This window comes from Lysobacter sp. K5869 (genome assembly GCF_018847975.1).
Taxonomy (GTDB): Bacteria; Pseudomonadota; Gammaproteobacteria; order Xanthomonadales; family Xanthomonadaceae; genus Lysobacter.
Genome location: NZ_CP072597.1, coordinates 3,852,380 through 3,866,757, shown reverse-complemented (window position 1 = coordinate 3,866,757; position 14,378 = coordinate 3,852,380). Strand labels below are relative to the sequence as shown.

The 14,378-nt window shown below is 65.4% G+C and carries 13 protein-coding genes; 7 read left to right on the top strand and 6 right to left on the bottom strand.

Features of this window, described 5'->3' with window-relative positions:
• Nucleotides 1-54: 54 nt before the first annotated feature.
• Nucleotides 55-2,847 carry a TonB-dependent receptor gene (locus J5226_RS16825; protein ID WP_215835585.1) on the bottom strand — a complete coding sequence of 931 codons (2,793 nt, stop codon included), beginning with the start codon at nucleotides 2,845-2,847 and terminating at the stop codon, nucleotides 55-57.
• A 212-nt stretch (nucleotides 2,848-3,059) separates the two neighbouring features.
• Between J5226_RS16825 and J5226_RS16820 the strand changes: the two genes are divergently transcribed.
• From J5226_RS16820 to J5226_RS16805, 4 genes are all read left to right on the top strand, one after another.
• Nucleotides 3,060-4,082, top strand: coding sequence for a sugar kinase (locus J5226_RS16820; protein ID WP_215835584.1), 1,023 nt, complete (start codon nucleotides 3,060-3,062; stop codon nucleotides 4,080-4,082).
• A 239-nt stretch (nucleotides 4,083-4,321) separates the two neighbouring features.
• Entirely contained in the window at nucleotides 4,322-5,911 is a 1,590-nt protein-coding gene (locus J5226_RS16815) for a HAMP domain-containing sensor histidine kinase (protein ID WP_215835583.1), read from the top strand.
• Nucleotides 5,908-6,588 (top strand): response regulator transcription factor, encoded by a 681-nt coding sequence (locus tag J5226_RS16810; protein ID WP_215835582.1) that lies wholly within the window; start codon nucleotides 5,908-5,910, stop codon nucleotides 6,586-6,588. The genes J5226_RS16815 and J5226_RS16810 overlap by 4 nt, the downstream gene beginning before the upstream one ends.
• Before the next feature lie 224 nt (nucleotides 6,589-6,812).
• Nucleotides 6,813-7,238: an SgcJ/EcaC family oxidoreductase gene (locus J5226_RS16805; protein ID WP_255322829.1), complete on the top strand. Its 426-nt coding sequence runs from the start codon at nucleotides 6,813-6,815 to the stop codon at nucleotides 7,236-7,238.
• 231 nt (nucleotides 7,239-7,469) lie between these two features.
• On the opposite strand, the gene J5226_RS16800 is transcribed toward J5226_RS16805, so the two are convergent.
• The 5 genes from J5226_RS16800 to J5226_RS16780 form a co-directional block, all read right to left on the bottom strand.
• A complete protein-coding gene (locus tag J5226_RS16800; RefSeq protein WP_215835580.1) occupies nucleotides 7,470-7,994 on the bottom strand; it encodes a MarR family transcriptional regulator in 525 nt (174 codons plus the stop codon).
• Nucleotides 7,995-8,021: 27 nt separating this feature from the next.
• The gene (locus J5226_RS16795) at nucleotides 8,022-8,477 is read right to left on the bottom strand and encodes a hypothetical protein (RefSeq protein WP_215835579.1); all 456 of its coding nucleotides are present in this window, start codon (nucleotides 8,475-8,477) and stop codon (nucleotides 8,022-8,024) included.
• Between the two features lie 302 nt (nucleotides 8,478-8,779).
• Nucleotides 8,780-9,148, bottom strand: coding sequence for a hypothetical protein (locus J5226_RS16790; RefSeq protein ID WP_215835578.1), 369 nt, complete (start codon nucleotides 9,146-9,148; stop codon nucleotides 8,780-8,782).
• A gap of 154 nt (nucleotides 9,149-9,302) precedes the next feature.
• Nucleotides 9,303-10,826, bottom strand: coding sequence for a hypothetical protein (locus J5226_RS16785; protein ID WP_215835577.1), 1,524 nt, complete (start codon nucleotides 10,824-10,826; stop codon nucleotides 9,303-9,305).
• 743 nt (nucleotides 10,827-11,569) lie between these two features.
• Complete coding sequence (locus tag J5226_RS16780) at nucleotides 11,570-12,364, bottom strand: MipA/OmpV family protein (RefSeq protein ID WP_215835576.1); 795 nt, start codon at nucleotides 12,362-12,364, stop codon at nucleotides 11,570-11,572.
• 353 nt (nucleotides 12,365-12,717) lie between these two features.
• Here J5226_RS16780 and J5226_RS16775 point away from each other — a divergent pair, with 353 nt between their 5' ends.
• From J5226_RS16775 to J5226_RS16765, 3 genes are all read left to right on the top strand, one after another.
• Nucleotides 12,718-13,377, top strand: a complete 660-nt coding sequence (locus J5226_RS16775) for a TetR/AcrR family transcriptional regulator (protein ID WP_215835575.1) — start codon at nucleotides 12,718-12,720, stop codon at nucleotides 13,375-13,377.
• Nucleotides 13,378-13,635: 258 nt separating this feature from the next.
• Nucleotides 13,636-13,806 (top strand): hypothetical protein, encoded by a 171-nt coding sequence (locus tag J5226_RS16770; RefSeq protein WP_215835574.1) that lies wholly within the window; start codon nucleotides 13,636-13,638, stop codon nucleotides 13,804-13,806.
• A gap of 246 nt (nucleotides 13,807-14,052) precedes the next feature.
• Nucleotides 14,053-14,277 (top strand): hypothetical protein, encoded by a 225-nt coding sequence (locus J5226_RS16765; RefSeq protein ID WP_215835573.1) that lies wholly within the window; start codon nucleotides 14,053-14,055, stop codon nucleotides 14,275-14,277.
• The last annotated feature ends 101 nt before the right edge of the window (nucleotides 14,278-14,378 follow it).

Sequence of the window (14,378 nt, the reverse complement as noted above, 5' to 3'; positions counted from 1 at the left end):
GCGACTTCGCCGGACGGCCACCACGCACGATGGTGGCTGTCCGACGCGGGAGCTTCAGAGCTTGAAGCGCATGCCGAGGAAGTATTGCCGGCCGGTGTGGTGATAGACCGACACCCGATCGCCGGTCGAGTCGACCCACTGATCGTTGTATTCGTCCGTGAGGTTCAACCCTTCCAAGGTCAGCTCCAGCCGGTCGTTGATCTTCCACGAAGCGGACATATCGATGCTGGTCGTGCCCTTGGTGCCTTCGACGTCGGCGTTGTTGCGGCCCGGCACCGTGGTCAGGTAGTCGTCGCGGTACGCCGCCGACACGCGCGCGCCGAAGCGCTTGCCCTCGTAATACAAAGTGGCGTTGTAAGCGTTCTTCGAGAGCCCGACCAGGTCGGTTTTCAGCGACGACGCCCCGCTTGCGGTGACGTATTGGATCTTCGAGTCGACGTAGGTGTAGTTGAACTGCACACCAAAGTCGTGCCAGATGCCGGGCAGGAAATGGAAGGGCTGCTGGTAGCTCAACTCCAAGCCGCGCAACTTGCCGCCCGGGGTGTTGACCGGGATGTTGAACTGGAAGTCGTCGGTCGGCAGCGCGCCGGTGCCGGCGAGCAGGTCGTCGGGCAAGCCGGAGGTGTTGTAGGGCCGGATCTCGCGCGAGGTCTGCACGAAGGTGTCGATGTCTTTGTAGAACAGGCCCAGGCCGAGCATCGACTCTTCTGCGAAATACCATTCGAAGCCCAAGTCGTAGGTCTTGGCGCGGAACGGCTCGAGCAAGGGATTGCCGCCGGAGACGGTGCGGTTGCCGCCGCTGACGCTGACCGTCACGCCCGGGGTCAAGTTGCCCAGGCCCGGCCGCGACATCACCTTGGAGGCGCCGAAGCGGATCAAGAAGTCGGGCGTGATGTCGGCGACCAGGTTCAGCGAGGGCAGGGTGTCGCTGTAATCGCGGCCCACGGTGGTCAGCACCGGCGTGCTGCCGGCCAGAGCGAAGCCGGTGGACGATTGCTTGGTTTTGACGTGGCGCACGCCGACGTTGCCGCTGAACGGGATCTCGCCGAGTTGGGTGGAAAAGTCCAGCTGCAGGTAGTAGCCCAGGTCTTTTTCTTCGACGCTGCGGTTGTTGCCGCGGGCGCTGGCCACGTCGGGCGAGAGCGCGAACATGCCGGTGTTGCTGTAGATGCCGAACAACCGGTTGAAGGCGTTGATGTCGGGGATGAGCCAACTGGAGTCGTTGCCGCCGCCCACATGCGTGCCTTGCAAGGAGATGCGTTTCGTCAGGTCGGCCAGGTTGGTGCCCGCGGGCAGGTTGGGCACCAGCACTTCCGACTGGCGGCGCAGTTCTCGGCTGGAGAACTCGTATTTTTTCGACTGGATGCCGCCCTTGAGCTTGTACCCCGGCGCGAGCGTCCAGCGGAAGTCGAGCTGGCGGTTGTCGAAGGTGTTGTCGGAATACTGCGGTCGCAGGCGGATCTCCGACAGCCCGTTGGCGAAGCTCCAGGCGTTGGGATCGTTGACGTCGAAGCCGTTGTCGATCACCGGCAAGCGGCTGTTGCCGCGGTAGTCGTAGACGTAGCCTTGGGCGTTGGTGCGGTCGAGCGTGACCGTGGTTTGGATCGGGTTGTCGAACTCGGACTTGGCCCGGCCGATCTGGCCGCTGAGGGCGAAGTCGTCGCTGAACTTGTGTTCGCCGTAGAAGTTCGCCTGGGTGAACTTCGTGGTCAACTCGTCGTAGCGGGCTTCCGAGCGCACGTCGACGTTGTTGAAGCGGCCGTAGACCAGGTTGCCGCGCCCGTCGATCTCGCCGTCGAGCACCACGGTCTGCGGCTTGCCGGTGCCGGTGCGGCTGAAGGACAGCCCGTTGAGGAAGTTCTCGGTGCGGGTGGCGTCGAACTTGGCGTACAGCAGGTCCAGCCCGAGCTGGGTGCGTTCGCCGGGTTTGAACTGCAGGGCTGCGGTCACGCCCAGGCGTTCCTGCTCGTGCTCCATCACGCCGTAGCGCGGGATGCGCGGGTGGAAGGTGGTGGGCAGGCGCGCCGCGGCGAACGGCGAGCTGGCGGCAAAGCCGCCGCTGCTGGGGCCGTTGTCCCAGCGCACCGTGCTGTGGCCCTCCTCGGTGAGCCGGCGATCGGTGTAGGCGACCGAGAGCAGGGCGCCGAAGCGGCCGTCGGCCCAGGTGTTGCTGATCAGCGCGGTCGCGCGCGGGTCGCTGTCCTTGGACAGGTCGTTGTAGCCCAACTGGCCGCCGGCCACGAAGGTCAGGCCGTCGTAGTCGAACGGGCGCGCGGTTTGCAGGTCGACGGTGGCGCCGAGCGAGCCCTCCTCGACCTCGGCCGCGGCCGTCTTGCGCACCTTGAGGCTGTTGAACAGCTCGGAGGCGAACACGTTGAAGTCGAAGCCGCGGCCGCGGTTGGCGCCGCCGGAGCTGTCGGTGCCGCCGGTGGTGGTCAGCGCTTCCATGCCGTTGATGCGCACGCGGGTGAAATCCGGCCCCAGGCCACGCACCGAGATCTGGCGGCCCTCGCCGGCGTCGCGGGCGATGGACACGCCTGGGATGCGCTGGAGCGACTCAGCCAGGTTGAGGTCGGGGAAGTCGGCGATGTCCTCGGCAACGATGGCGTCGACCACGCCCACCTCCTCGCGCTTGATATCCAGCGCCTTTTGCAGGCTGGCGCGAAAGCCGGTCACCACCACGGCGTCGAGGTTTTTGGCCTCGTCCTGCGCGCCTGGCGAGGGCGAGGGCGGGGGCGGGGGCGCCGCTTGAGCCTGCTGCGCCTGGCTCGGCATCGACAAGGCCAGGACGATCGCCCCCGCGATCAGGGAAACCGGTGTCTTACGAACATGGGACTGCACTTGCATTCCTCTCCCCCTCTCCAAAGGTGCCAGGTCGTTGCTGTGACGGCCTTGACGGGTTTGCTGCGCCTGATAACGTGTCGTCGAAGCGGAATGACACCGCTGGTCAAAACCCTAGCAAAACGATTCAGGAACAGCATGCTGCGGTGCGCAACGACCGCTGTCCCCCTCGGTCACCGGGCGGGGCGCTGGCGGTCGTGCCTCCGCTGGGAGGCGGTATGAAGGTTCGGGTGGTGTGTTTTGGCGAGCTGCTGCTGCGCCTGGGGGCGCCGGGGCGGGAGCGTTTGCTGCAACGTCCTCAGCTGGACGTGCACGTGGGCGGCGCGGAGGCCAACGTGGCGGTGTCGTTGGCGCAGTTGGGGCACGAGGCCGTGTTCGCCAGCGTGGTCGCCGACAACGAGTTGGGCGGCGCCGCGCTGGGCGAGCTGCGCCGGCACGGCGTCGACACCAGCGCCGTCCTGCGCGCGCCGGGACGGATGGGGCTCTATTTCCTGGAAACCGGCGCGCTGCAGCGGCCGAGCCGGGTGCTCTACGACCGGTCCGGTTCCGCTTTCGAGCGTGCCCGGAGCGACGACTACGATTGGCCGACGCTCCTGCGCGGGAGCGCTTGGCTGCACCTGTCCGGAGTCACTCCAGCGGTCGGACAAGCGGCGGCCGACGCAGCGTTGGCCGGAGCCCGCACCGCGCGCCAGTTGGGCGTCAAGGTCTGCTTCGACGGGAACTTCCGCGCCTCCTTGTGGGAGAGGCGCCAGATCGATCCGGCGCCGGTGCTGCGTCAACTGATGGCCGAGGCGGACATGTTGCTGGCGGACCACCGCGATATCGACGTAGTGCTCGGCCACGAGCCGTCCGGAGCCCCCGACGAGACCGAGCGGCTCTCGCTCGCGGCGTCGCGCGCGTTCCAGGCGTTTCCTCACTTGCAGACGCTGGCTTGCACGCGCCGGGCGCAACGCAACGTCGATCACCACACCCTGTCCGCCGTCCTGGTGCGCCGGGACGGCAGTTGGGTGGAAACGCGCCCGCTGGAGTTGGCGTCGATCGTCGATCGTATCGGCGCAGGCGATGCGTTCGCGGCGGGTTTGTTGCACGCGACGCTGCGCGGCATGAGCGATCCCGACGCACTGGGTTTCGCTCTGGCCGCGGCCGGTTTGAAGCACTCGCTGCCGGGCGACTTCAACCCGGTCGGCGAGGCCGAGGTGCTCGCCCTGCGGGACGGCGCCGGGTTCCACGTGCGACGTTGAAGCGGCGCGCGACAGGCACTTGCGGGTATGGGGTCGGAACCGCCCAGATCGGGCCGCGGCGTACCGGGTCGTGCCGGCCGGCTGCGCCGGCGCCGTGACCCGACGCGGCAGCGCCAGGGTGCGACTCGGGCGCGGGCGCTGGCTGGACAGGCGCTTGCGGCCTAAGCCACGATGTCGTGCCCTTACTTTCGGCTCGTCCCGTGTTTCGTCTCCGGCTCTCCCTGTCCTTCGGGCTCCTCGTGGTGCTCGTTTGCGTGCAAGCGGGCTTCGTTTACTGGGGCGCCAACCGGGTCAACGATTACGCGCAGCACAGCCGCCTCGCCAGCGACATCCTGTCGGAGCTGCTGGCGCTGTCGGCGAACAAACAGCGGTTGCGGGTATGGGCCTCGCAGCGACTGATGAACGCGGAAGCGCCGCCGCAGGTCCGCGACCGTTTGCTGGCGCGCATGCAGGAAAGCGCCGCGACGCTGCAGCAACTGGTGCGCAGGGACCGCGTGCTGTGGGATGCGATCTCGGCCCGCGAAGGCACACCGGTTCCCGCCGAAGTCGAGCAGTTGGCTTCGACCGCCGACTTGCTCGGCGACAACATCGCGGCGGTCGAGCAGGCGCTGGAACGGCTGGAGCCGTTGCCGCCGAACGCCGATTTCGCCGGGGTCTGGCGCGGGCTGAACCAGGTCTTCGACCTGTCGCGCGGCCGCGACCTGCGCGAGTTGATCAACGGCGCCATCGAGCGGCAGCGTGGCGCCGTGCATACGGCCCGCCAGGCCACCGAACGGGGCCTGGACCGGGTGCGTGCGCAAGCGGTCAGCATGGCAGGGCTGGCGCTGCTGGCGGCGATCGTCCTGTCGCTGCACTTGCATCGGCGCTTGCAGCGACCGCTGGACCGTTTGCTGGCCGGCGCCAAGGCGCTGCAGGCGGGCTCTCTGGATCACCGGGTGCCGACCGGATCGGGCGACGAGTTCGACCGCGTCGCCGCCGGGTTCAACGCCATGGCCGCAGAGCTGCAACAGCACCGCAACGACGCCGACGCGGCGCGGCGACGCCTGGAAGACGCCGTGCAGTCGCGCACGGCCGAGCTGCGCAACGCGCACGAGGCCTTGCAGCGCATCGACTTGCGCCGCCGCCAGTTGTTCGCCGACCTCGGGCACGAGTTGCGCACACCGACTACGGCGATCCGCGGGGAGGCCGAGGTCGCCCTGCGCGGCGGCGACAAGCCGCTCGAGGACTATCGGCAGGCGCTGCGGCGCATCATCGACGACACCCAGCATTTGACCGGCCGGATCAACGACCTGCTGTTGATCGCCAAGGCCGAGGCCGATTCGCTGGCGATCCAGCGCGAGCCGGTCGGCCTGGGCGACTTGTTGCGCGACGTCGCCGAGGTGGCGCGCGCTTTGGGCGCCGAACACGAGGTCGAGGTGGGGCTGGATCTGACGCCGCAGGCGCACGACGCGATCGTCTCGGCCGATGCCGACCGGCTGCGGCAGGCGTTGACCATCGTCCTGGACAACGCCGTGCGCTATTCGTCGCGCGGTGGACGGGTGCGCTTGAGCGGGCAGGCGCTGCCCGACGCGGTGCGGATCGAGATCGAGGACCAGGGCATCGGCATCGACGGCGACGAGTTGCCGCAGGTGTTCGAGCGCTTCGTCCGCGGTCGGCGGGCCCGCGCCCACCGCGCGGACGGAACCGGCATCGGGCTCTCCATTGCCCAGGCGATCATCCACGCGCACCAAGGCCGCATCGTCGTGGACAGCGCGCCAGGGCAGGGCACGCGGGTCCGGATCGAATTTCCCGGCGCCGCCGGCGCCGACTCCCTGCCGGACATGGCATGAACATCCTGATCATCGAGGACGACGCCCGCGTCGCCGATTTCCTGGTGCGCGGCCTGCGCGCCGAGGGTTATCGAGTCCAACTCGCGCGCACCGGGCCGGAGGGGCTGCAGTTGGCCAGGACCGGCGAGCCGGCGCTGTTGCTGCTGGATCTGATGCTGCCCGGCATCAACGGATTGGAGCTGTGCCAGATCCTGCGGGCCGAGCGCAACCACGTGCCGGTGCTGATGCTGACCTCGCTGAGCGACATCAGCGATCGCGTGACCGGGCTGCGCCTGGGAGCCGACGATTACCTCACCAAGCCGTTCGCCTTCGAGGAATTGCTGGCCCGGATCGAAGCCCTGATGCGGCGCGGACGCGAGCAGCGGACTCGGGTGACGACTTTGCAGGTAGGCGATCTGGAGCTCGATCGCGAGCGCATGCAAGCGAGTCGGGCGGGGCGCCCGATCGCGTTGACGGCGAAGGAACTGGCGTTCCTGGAGCTGTTGATGAGCGCGCCGGGCAGGGTCTACAGCCGCGAGCGCATTTTGGCCAACGTCTGGGGCGCCAACGAGGATCCGCTGACCAACATCGTCGATGTCTACGTTCGCCGCTTGCGCAGCAAGATCGACGAAGGCCATGCCTTGCCCCTCATCAAGACCGTCCGGGGCCTGGGCTACCGGCTCGATTCCGAGCCCTGAGCGCGATAGCGCGCGCTTTCATCTGTTTTTAATCTTCATCGCAGCGGGACTTCATCGAAACCCGGAAGGCCGCTTCATCTTCCGCGGCCAGCATGGATCACGCACCGCAGCGGGCGGTGCTGCGCCGAAGGCGCCTTGATCGTCCATGAAAGAGAGGTCGCTCGATGAAAGCCGTGAAAGCCATTGTTTTCGCTCCCCTTATGTTGTTGGGCGTATTGTCGGCCGTGGCTCCGACGACCGCCCATGCCGCTCCGGCGCCGGCGTGCGAAGCGGTCGACGAGCGCCAAGTCGCATCGCTGTTCGATCGTTGGAACGCTTCGCTGCGCACCGGCGATCCGGCCAAGGTGGCCGCCAACTACGCGCCCGACGGCGTGCTGTTGGCCACGGTCTCCAACCAGCCGCGCACGACGCCTGCGGCGATCCGCGATTACTTCGTCAAATTCCTCAAGAGCAAACCGCAGGGCAAGATCGACGAGCGGATCATCAAGATCGGCTGCAACGTGGCCCAGGACCTGGGCACCTACACGTTCAAGTTCGCCGACGGCAAGACGGTCCATGCGCGTTACACCTACGTCTACGAATGGACGAACGGGCAGTGGCTGATCGCCCACCACCATTCCTCGGCGATGCCTGAGCGCAGCGGGAGCTGAGGCAGGAAACCTGCCGGCCAATGAGGCCGGCAGGCTCGGCCGGGGAGTCGATGGCGCCATCGCGCCCCTCTCGAAACAACACCGCCAACGGCTCAAGCACTCGGTCACCAGCGCTCATGGGTTTCCTTGAGCCTGTCTATGGGCAGCGTCCCAGCGCTGCGTAGGCGCTCCACCCCCCGTCGTCCGCCAGGCAAGCCCAAACAGCTTCTGCGTTGCACCGCAGGTCGCGCATCACCGCTTGCGCGGCGCCTTCCTGGTTGAGCGATCGACAGCGTTATCGGTGCGAATCGTGGCGACGCACTCAACCTGGAGCGCCGTGCTCCGGGTCAGAAAATCGCAAACGAGTTCGAGCTCGCTCGCCGAGTAGTTCGACCACAATGCCGACATGCGTCGTTTCATATTCATATACGCCAACTTGATTGGCTCGATCGCACCGGGACATACCGACACCAAAACCCTGCGCCGGTCCTGCGCGCAAGCGGTTCTCTCCACATAACCCGCTTTCGCAAGGCGATCGATCAAGGCCGTGACCGATCCCGTCGACAAGCCCGTCGCTTCCGCAAGTTGTCCAGCGGTCACCTGCTTCTGCAGGAAGATCAGATCGAGAACTTCCAGATCGGTGGTGTGCATTTCAAAGATCTGCGCGATCGCCTGACTGGTCAGAACGCTCTGCGCGCCCATTTTCCTTACGCACAGCCCCACGTGCTCAACCAAGGATGGGCTCGCGGGCGGCGAGATCTTGCTTTGCTTGGCCATGAATAAATTCGAGCGATCGATGCCGGGTCACGAGGCGCCGCCGGCTTGGGACAAGGCGACGAGCAACGCGCCGCAGGTGGCCCAGTCTAAGGGCAAACGCCATTTGCTGCGCCTGATCCAGTCCCTGATCGACTCCTCGCTCTCTGCCGCGGCGTCGCCGCGTTCGAACGCCAGCGCCTTGGGAATGAAGTCGATCGCGGACCACAGTCGCATCGCGGCGTGGCTCGCCAGACTCACGAGTAACCACATCCTGACCTGCGGCGACGCCCACGCCTGAACCAGCGATGCAACCAGCAGTAGTTCAAACACGACGTGCGCGGGAATCCAGAAGCGGGCGCGCGACATGCCGCCGCGACGGGGCTGGACGATGTCGATCCGACGCGGCCAGACCGGATCGACCACCCGCACTTCGTAAGCGCCGCCGCCGAGAAGTGCGCCGGCGGCGAGGGTCGTCAGGGACAGGCTGACGAGGATGGGATCCATAGCCATCGTAGGCGCCTCGCATTTATCTTGATCATCAAGATAACGCAATCCAATCGCTTCCGATAGGCTTCAGCCGGGCGCGCAGGAGCGTAGGCCGGCGGACTACATCGAGGTCCAACCTCAAGCCGAAGCGCCTCGCTGGCGAGCATATCGATGGATGGGACACAGGGCGGGTAACCGCGAGCCGCAGAGCGCTGCGAACCTGGGAGGTCCGTCCATGCACGGCGCCGACAGCACGTGACCTAACGGCAAGCACGGTTGATGTCGGTGTTCGAAGCGTCGTTGTCAGCTTGGGTGGAGGCTCAGCTCGACTTGATCGTGGCGCGATGCCGGGCGGCAGCCTTGGTCAAGTGCGGGACGCCGGAACTTTCCGCCGCCGAGACCACGTGCTCGGGACATTCGGGCAACTCCACCAGGCGGTGCATCATCGCCTCTCCCATGGCGCGGTCGACGTCCGCGGCGCCGAGCGAATACAGCGCCGCCACCGTGTCGGGAGCGAGAGGTCGACGTTCGTCGAGGAACGCGGTGAACGCGCGCCAGCGGTAGTGTTCAGGGGAATGATCGTCGCCCTCGCTCCATTCCTTTCGGAACCCTTGCAACTGCGCCGGTGTGACGACGCCCAGCTCGAACCAAGGCGCGCTGAAATGAAAGAGCGGGTCGTTGTGTGTCACGGCGGATCAGGGGCGCGGTGGGATCGCCATCGTAGGCGCGTCCCAGCCGCGGGGCCAGCAGTGGTGCGGAGCGTGGCGCGATGCTCGATAGTGCAAGCCTGAAGGGGCAGGGCGGACGGCACGGCCTCCGCCGCACCGGATGGGATCGTCGCGGTCAGTAGGTGACGCTCATCCACTGGGCTGGGGTCAGGCCGATCTTCCCCGCCCCCATGAACCCACGCAGGCCTGCCAGTTCGTCCACGCGATGGACGCTCATCGGGTAGGAGGGCGTGCCGTTGCGCCAGACGAACGGGATCGCCGCGGCCTGCGCGGGTCCGAGCGTGCTGCCGGCGGCGCCGCTGTCGCCCTGCCAGCTCGCCCACACGACGCCGCGGTCGACAAACGTGGCTTGCTGCGAGGACGCGGGCAGGTAGGCGGTGTCGCTGGCGAACAAGACGTGGCGCACATCGAAGGCGCGGATCGCCCCGGTGTAGCGGCTGTCGTTGGGATCGGTCTGGTTGTTGCGAAGCGGGGTGAACACGCCCCAGAACAAGCTGTGTTCGACCTGCACCGCGCCGCCTTCGGTGGAGATCGCCCCATTGAGCGTCAGGTCGAACTTGTAAGCCGGCGACGTGCCTTCCAGCTTGGCGCGCAGCCCGGGGTTGGCGGCCACCGCCCCATCGCGCAGTTGCTTGAGCAGACGCGCGTTGGAGCTGTCCACATACAGGTTGTAGGCGTGCACGTCGCCACCGCGCAAGCGCGGCATCCGGTCTTGCAGGTCGCGGTAGTGGTTGTGGTGCAAGGTGACGGTGTAGGAGGAAAGGCCCTCCAGGTCGTTGGAGCCGATCAGGTGCCCCTTCTTCTGCGGCAAGGCGATGTCGGCCACTTGTTGTCGGCTGAAGTAGCCGCGCAAGAAGTCATACATGGGGTTGCTGCCGCGGTTGGCCTCCAGGTCGTCGAACTGACGCGCGACGAAGCTGCCGGGTCCCGCGTTGGGCGGCGCGACCTCGATCCACGACAGAGTGATGCGGTTGGCGCCTTTCTTGATGTCGACCACGCCGTCGTAGGCCTTGGTGAAGCTGCAATGGTCGATCCAGATCCCGGAGGCGACCCCGCCGCCATCGCCGATGGTCACGAAGTCCCAGTCGTTCGAGTCGTAATCGCCCTTGGTCGCTTCGTCCCATTCCCACAGCTCGTCGAAGCGCACATTGCGCAAGATCAGGTTGGTTCCGTTCTTGATGTTGAGCTCAACGTGCCGAAGCGTGGCGCCGGCCTTGGAATAGATCGTCAACCCATCGAAGTTGGTGACATCGAGCAACGACACGCCGCTGGCGATCAGCGCCGGATGCTTCTTGGGCGCCTTGTTCTGGCGCAGCAGCCCGTCGGTTCGCGCGGCGTCTTCGACCTCGTTCCAACCCATCGCCAGATCGTTGGCGATCTCGATCACCTTGACCGGATTGGCAGCGGAACTGCGCGCGGCGCGCAGCGCGGCGACGAACTCCGCCGCGGTGCTCACCTTACGGTAGGCGGGCGACGTCTCGGCGATCACGCCACCGCCGGTAACGTAGTTGGCCGCGTAGCCTTGGATGCCATACATCGAAGCGGGACCCATCGGTGTCGGGTTCAGCGCGAAGCACGGCAAGGACAACAGCGAAATCAGCGCGCAGGCGCTGACACGACAGACGATCGCTCGGTTCATGCCCAACCCTCCTTGGGACGTTGATGGAATACGCCGGGCAGCCGAAGGCGCCACCCGAATGGGCGATAGTTATAGGAAGCCGCCGCCGAATGTCCGCATGACTGGAATCACAAAACGCGCAGGAACCGCTCTCTTCGGGCTTGTCCCAGGACGAAGCGATGTCCAAGGACAGCGCATGGTTCGGTTCGCGCTGCGTCGTTAACCACGCGCGTTTCGTACATCGATTCGACGTCAGCAGACGCTGCAGCAGTCGCGTTACCTGCCAGAGAAGACGGCATCTTCGTTGGGGGCTCAGGGATGGCAGAAGAGGCCGCATCTGGAGCGTCATTCTCCTTCGGAACATCAGTCGGAGGGAGCGGCGTGGCCGCGCCAGGCGGGCTGTTTACAGCCACGGCTTCTTGGCCAGTCCCCGCGACGATGCTTGCGGAAACACTAGACTTGACGGACTGGCTTGCACATCCGGTGCCGACCAGTCCAACAAGGACAATCGTGAGTAGGCGAGCGCTGAGCATGGCGGAAAATTTCGGAGGCTGAGTGGAATTGAATCGTTGACTTCCGGCATCCAAACACGACGACATGGTCCTAGACGCCAGGAGCGCACTCACAGCGATCAACGAGGAAGCCCCCATCGCCATCCATGGCGAAAGGAAGGGCAGTGGCGCGAAGGGGAGGGGAATCGCGCCGCCCAGAACGATGGCGCATCAAAGCGTCGACATGACCCAGACGCTGCGAGCGCGCCTACGTCAGAACCGATAGGCGTAGCCGATCGAGGTTCGAACTTGGTCCGAGCCATCTACGAGCGGGCTGTCTTTGATCGAGTCGCCGAACTTGATCATTCCGACGTCGAGGAAGACGGTGTGCTTTCGGCCGATCGTGTAGTCGGCGCGCACGCCGGTTTCGAAATTGACGGTCGCCTTTCCTTCGTACGCCGCACGGGAGGGGGTGACCTCTTCGGGAAGTACGCCGTAGTAGTAGGTGACATACTTCTTGTCCACCCATTCCGCGCCGAGCCTCGGGGTCAGGCCGAACCTTCCGAAGGCGAAGCGATGCTGAGCTTGAAGCAGAGCACGCGAGCCCTTGCTGTTGCCCATGGCGTCAGCGAGGTACTCCGCGGAGAGATCTACCCAGGGCAGGCGCCAAGCCACCGCACCCCCAACCCATGCGCTGTCGTCGCGGTCATGCATCCCGCGCAGGAAAGGGGAGTCGTTGGCGTCGTAACCGTCGAGCGCGTAACGCGCCCTCAATCGGAACGACAGCTCTTCGCTTCGATTGACCTTGAAGTCGAAGCGGGATCCGGCCAGGCTCCACCGAGAGCTTTCGTAGCTAATCAACGGAACGGCTTTAAGCTCGTCGTCGATGTCGCGGTAAGGCCTCTGAATCAGCGTTGCGCCAAGCCCAATCGCCCACGTCGAATCGTCGCTTTGCGAGTCGTCGGACTCCTGAGCGCCCGCCAGAAGCGGAGAAGCCGCGAGCGCGAGCCCGAAGATGACGACCGCGGTAGGGCGATGGATCCACCGAGCCGTACGGGTGTTCCCCATAAAGATGGTCCTTGAGGTTCTTAACATTGGAGTGATCCGCACCGCTTCTAAGGCAACTTCCAGCGGGCCGACAGGCATCCGAAGTCACTAATGACCGACCGGACATTAGCGATGCTACAATGTTAATAACCGAACGGTCATTAGTGCGTTCGTGGCTGTTTCGAAAGCGTTCACTCATCGCGGCCTTCCGATGCGGGGCATTGGGGCGGCCAAAGGGCGGCGGACACGCGCGAGAGCCCTTGTGAAAGACGCAGGGCCCAGTAAAGATCACAAGCCGATTTCGCTATTCGGGACGTCGAGGACCGCCTCGCGCCTGGTCGGCCCAAGGGCGCGACAGGAGAGCCGCACCAGCAATGCCAAAGATCAGCAAGAACGCCCCGAAAGCGACCCAGCCCAAGGGGGTCAAGAAGAGAACGCGCCTCGCCCCTGAGTTGCGGCACGAGCAGATCCTTCAGGCGGCGCTCGTGGAGTTCTCCACGCATGGATACGCGGCCACCAGCATTTCCCGGATCGCCGCTCGCGCAGGCATCTCCAAGGCGAACGTATACGTTCATTTCGCCAGCAAGGAGGAAGTATTCGAGGTCCTGGTACGCAAGCTGCTCAGCCAGCCAAAAGAGAGCTGGGACCACCTGCGGGAGGTCCAGGATGTCGGAGCGTTTGTCGATCAGTTCGTCGACGCAGCCTATGCCGCACTGACCCCCGAGACCGTATCGATCATTCGCATGATGATCGCCGACGGCTACCGCCTGCCTCATCTGCGGGAGCAGCTAGGAGAGGGGGTGTTCGGGCTCAATGCCGAAAGGCAGCAAATCATCGATCTGCTCGTGAAGAACGGCAAGCTGGAGAAAAGCCCAGTGACTGAGCACTTCAGCTTGGCGCTCGCGCCATTTCTCTATGCTGCGGTGGCCCAAATGGTGTTGGGACCGGTTCAAGCCGAAGCTCAGATCGAGGATCTGAAGACCGGTCACAAGAAGCTCTTGCATGCGCTGTTGCGAGCGCCCAAGGCAGGGTAGCGGCTCAATCGGTCAGCTTCAACGCAGCGCCAAGCCAGCCCCGGAATTTGTCCAGACGGCAGTCGTAGCTCCAGAACACGCAATTTCGCATAATGTGTATTATGTTCTGGTACGAATCCGCTCGTGTCCTGCTGCACGGCCTCTTGTCGATATCGCTCGGCGATTGTCTTAAGAACCCCCACAAGGAGCGTGACGCAATGAACATCGATCTCGACGGCGATGCGAGGGCGGCATCTCGTCTCCGACGACGGCCAACGCATGACCGTTGGGCGCCTGCGCGGCCTTCTCTGGCGCGACGAACTTGAACTGCAGCGCAAAGGCTTCGCATCCCGGCGAGCCGCCGAAGAACGGCGTAAGAACAGCCAACTGGTCAAAGTCGTCGTAGTCGACCTCGCCGACTACCGCTGCAATGGGCTGGCAGCGTCCTGACCCACCAGCCCCGCTGTCGCCGCCTTGAAATCTGAGCCCCAACACCGCCGCCGGCCGCTCAGATTTCAAGCTGGCGGCCTGCCCGATCCGTCGCCGGCGGCCGCGACGCAACCGTAAGGTTCCCGGAAGGTACGAACCGCGCCATCGGTGGACGCTGCCTGCAACCGCCGGTCAGGACGACACCGGCGGGTGGCCCGCCGGAACCGCGGGCGAGCGTCGTCTGCTCAGATCACAGAGGATCTCATCATGGCCAGCATCGATTACGCCGGTTACGGCGTGTGGAACAGCACCAACGACGTCACCAGCAAGGTCCGCCAGCAGTACGCGGCCGGACAGCGCCGTTTCATCGCCAACAACGGCGATTACGGCGACCCGGCGCCGGGCGAACGCAAGTACCTCTACATCGTCTGGAACGGCGCCGACAGCGGCGTGGTCGGCGAAGACGATGCGCGCGGGGTGACCGTGCCCTGACCGACCGAGGGTCGGTTGTCGCCGATTTCGCATAACGTTACGCGATAGGCGAAAGACGCCGGCTCATGCAGCCGGCGTCTTCGTTTGCGAGGCCGTTCGCG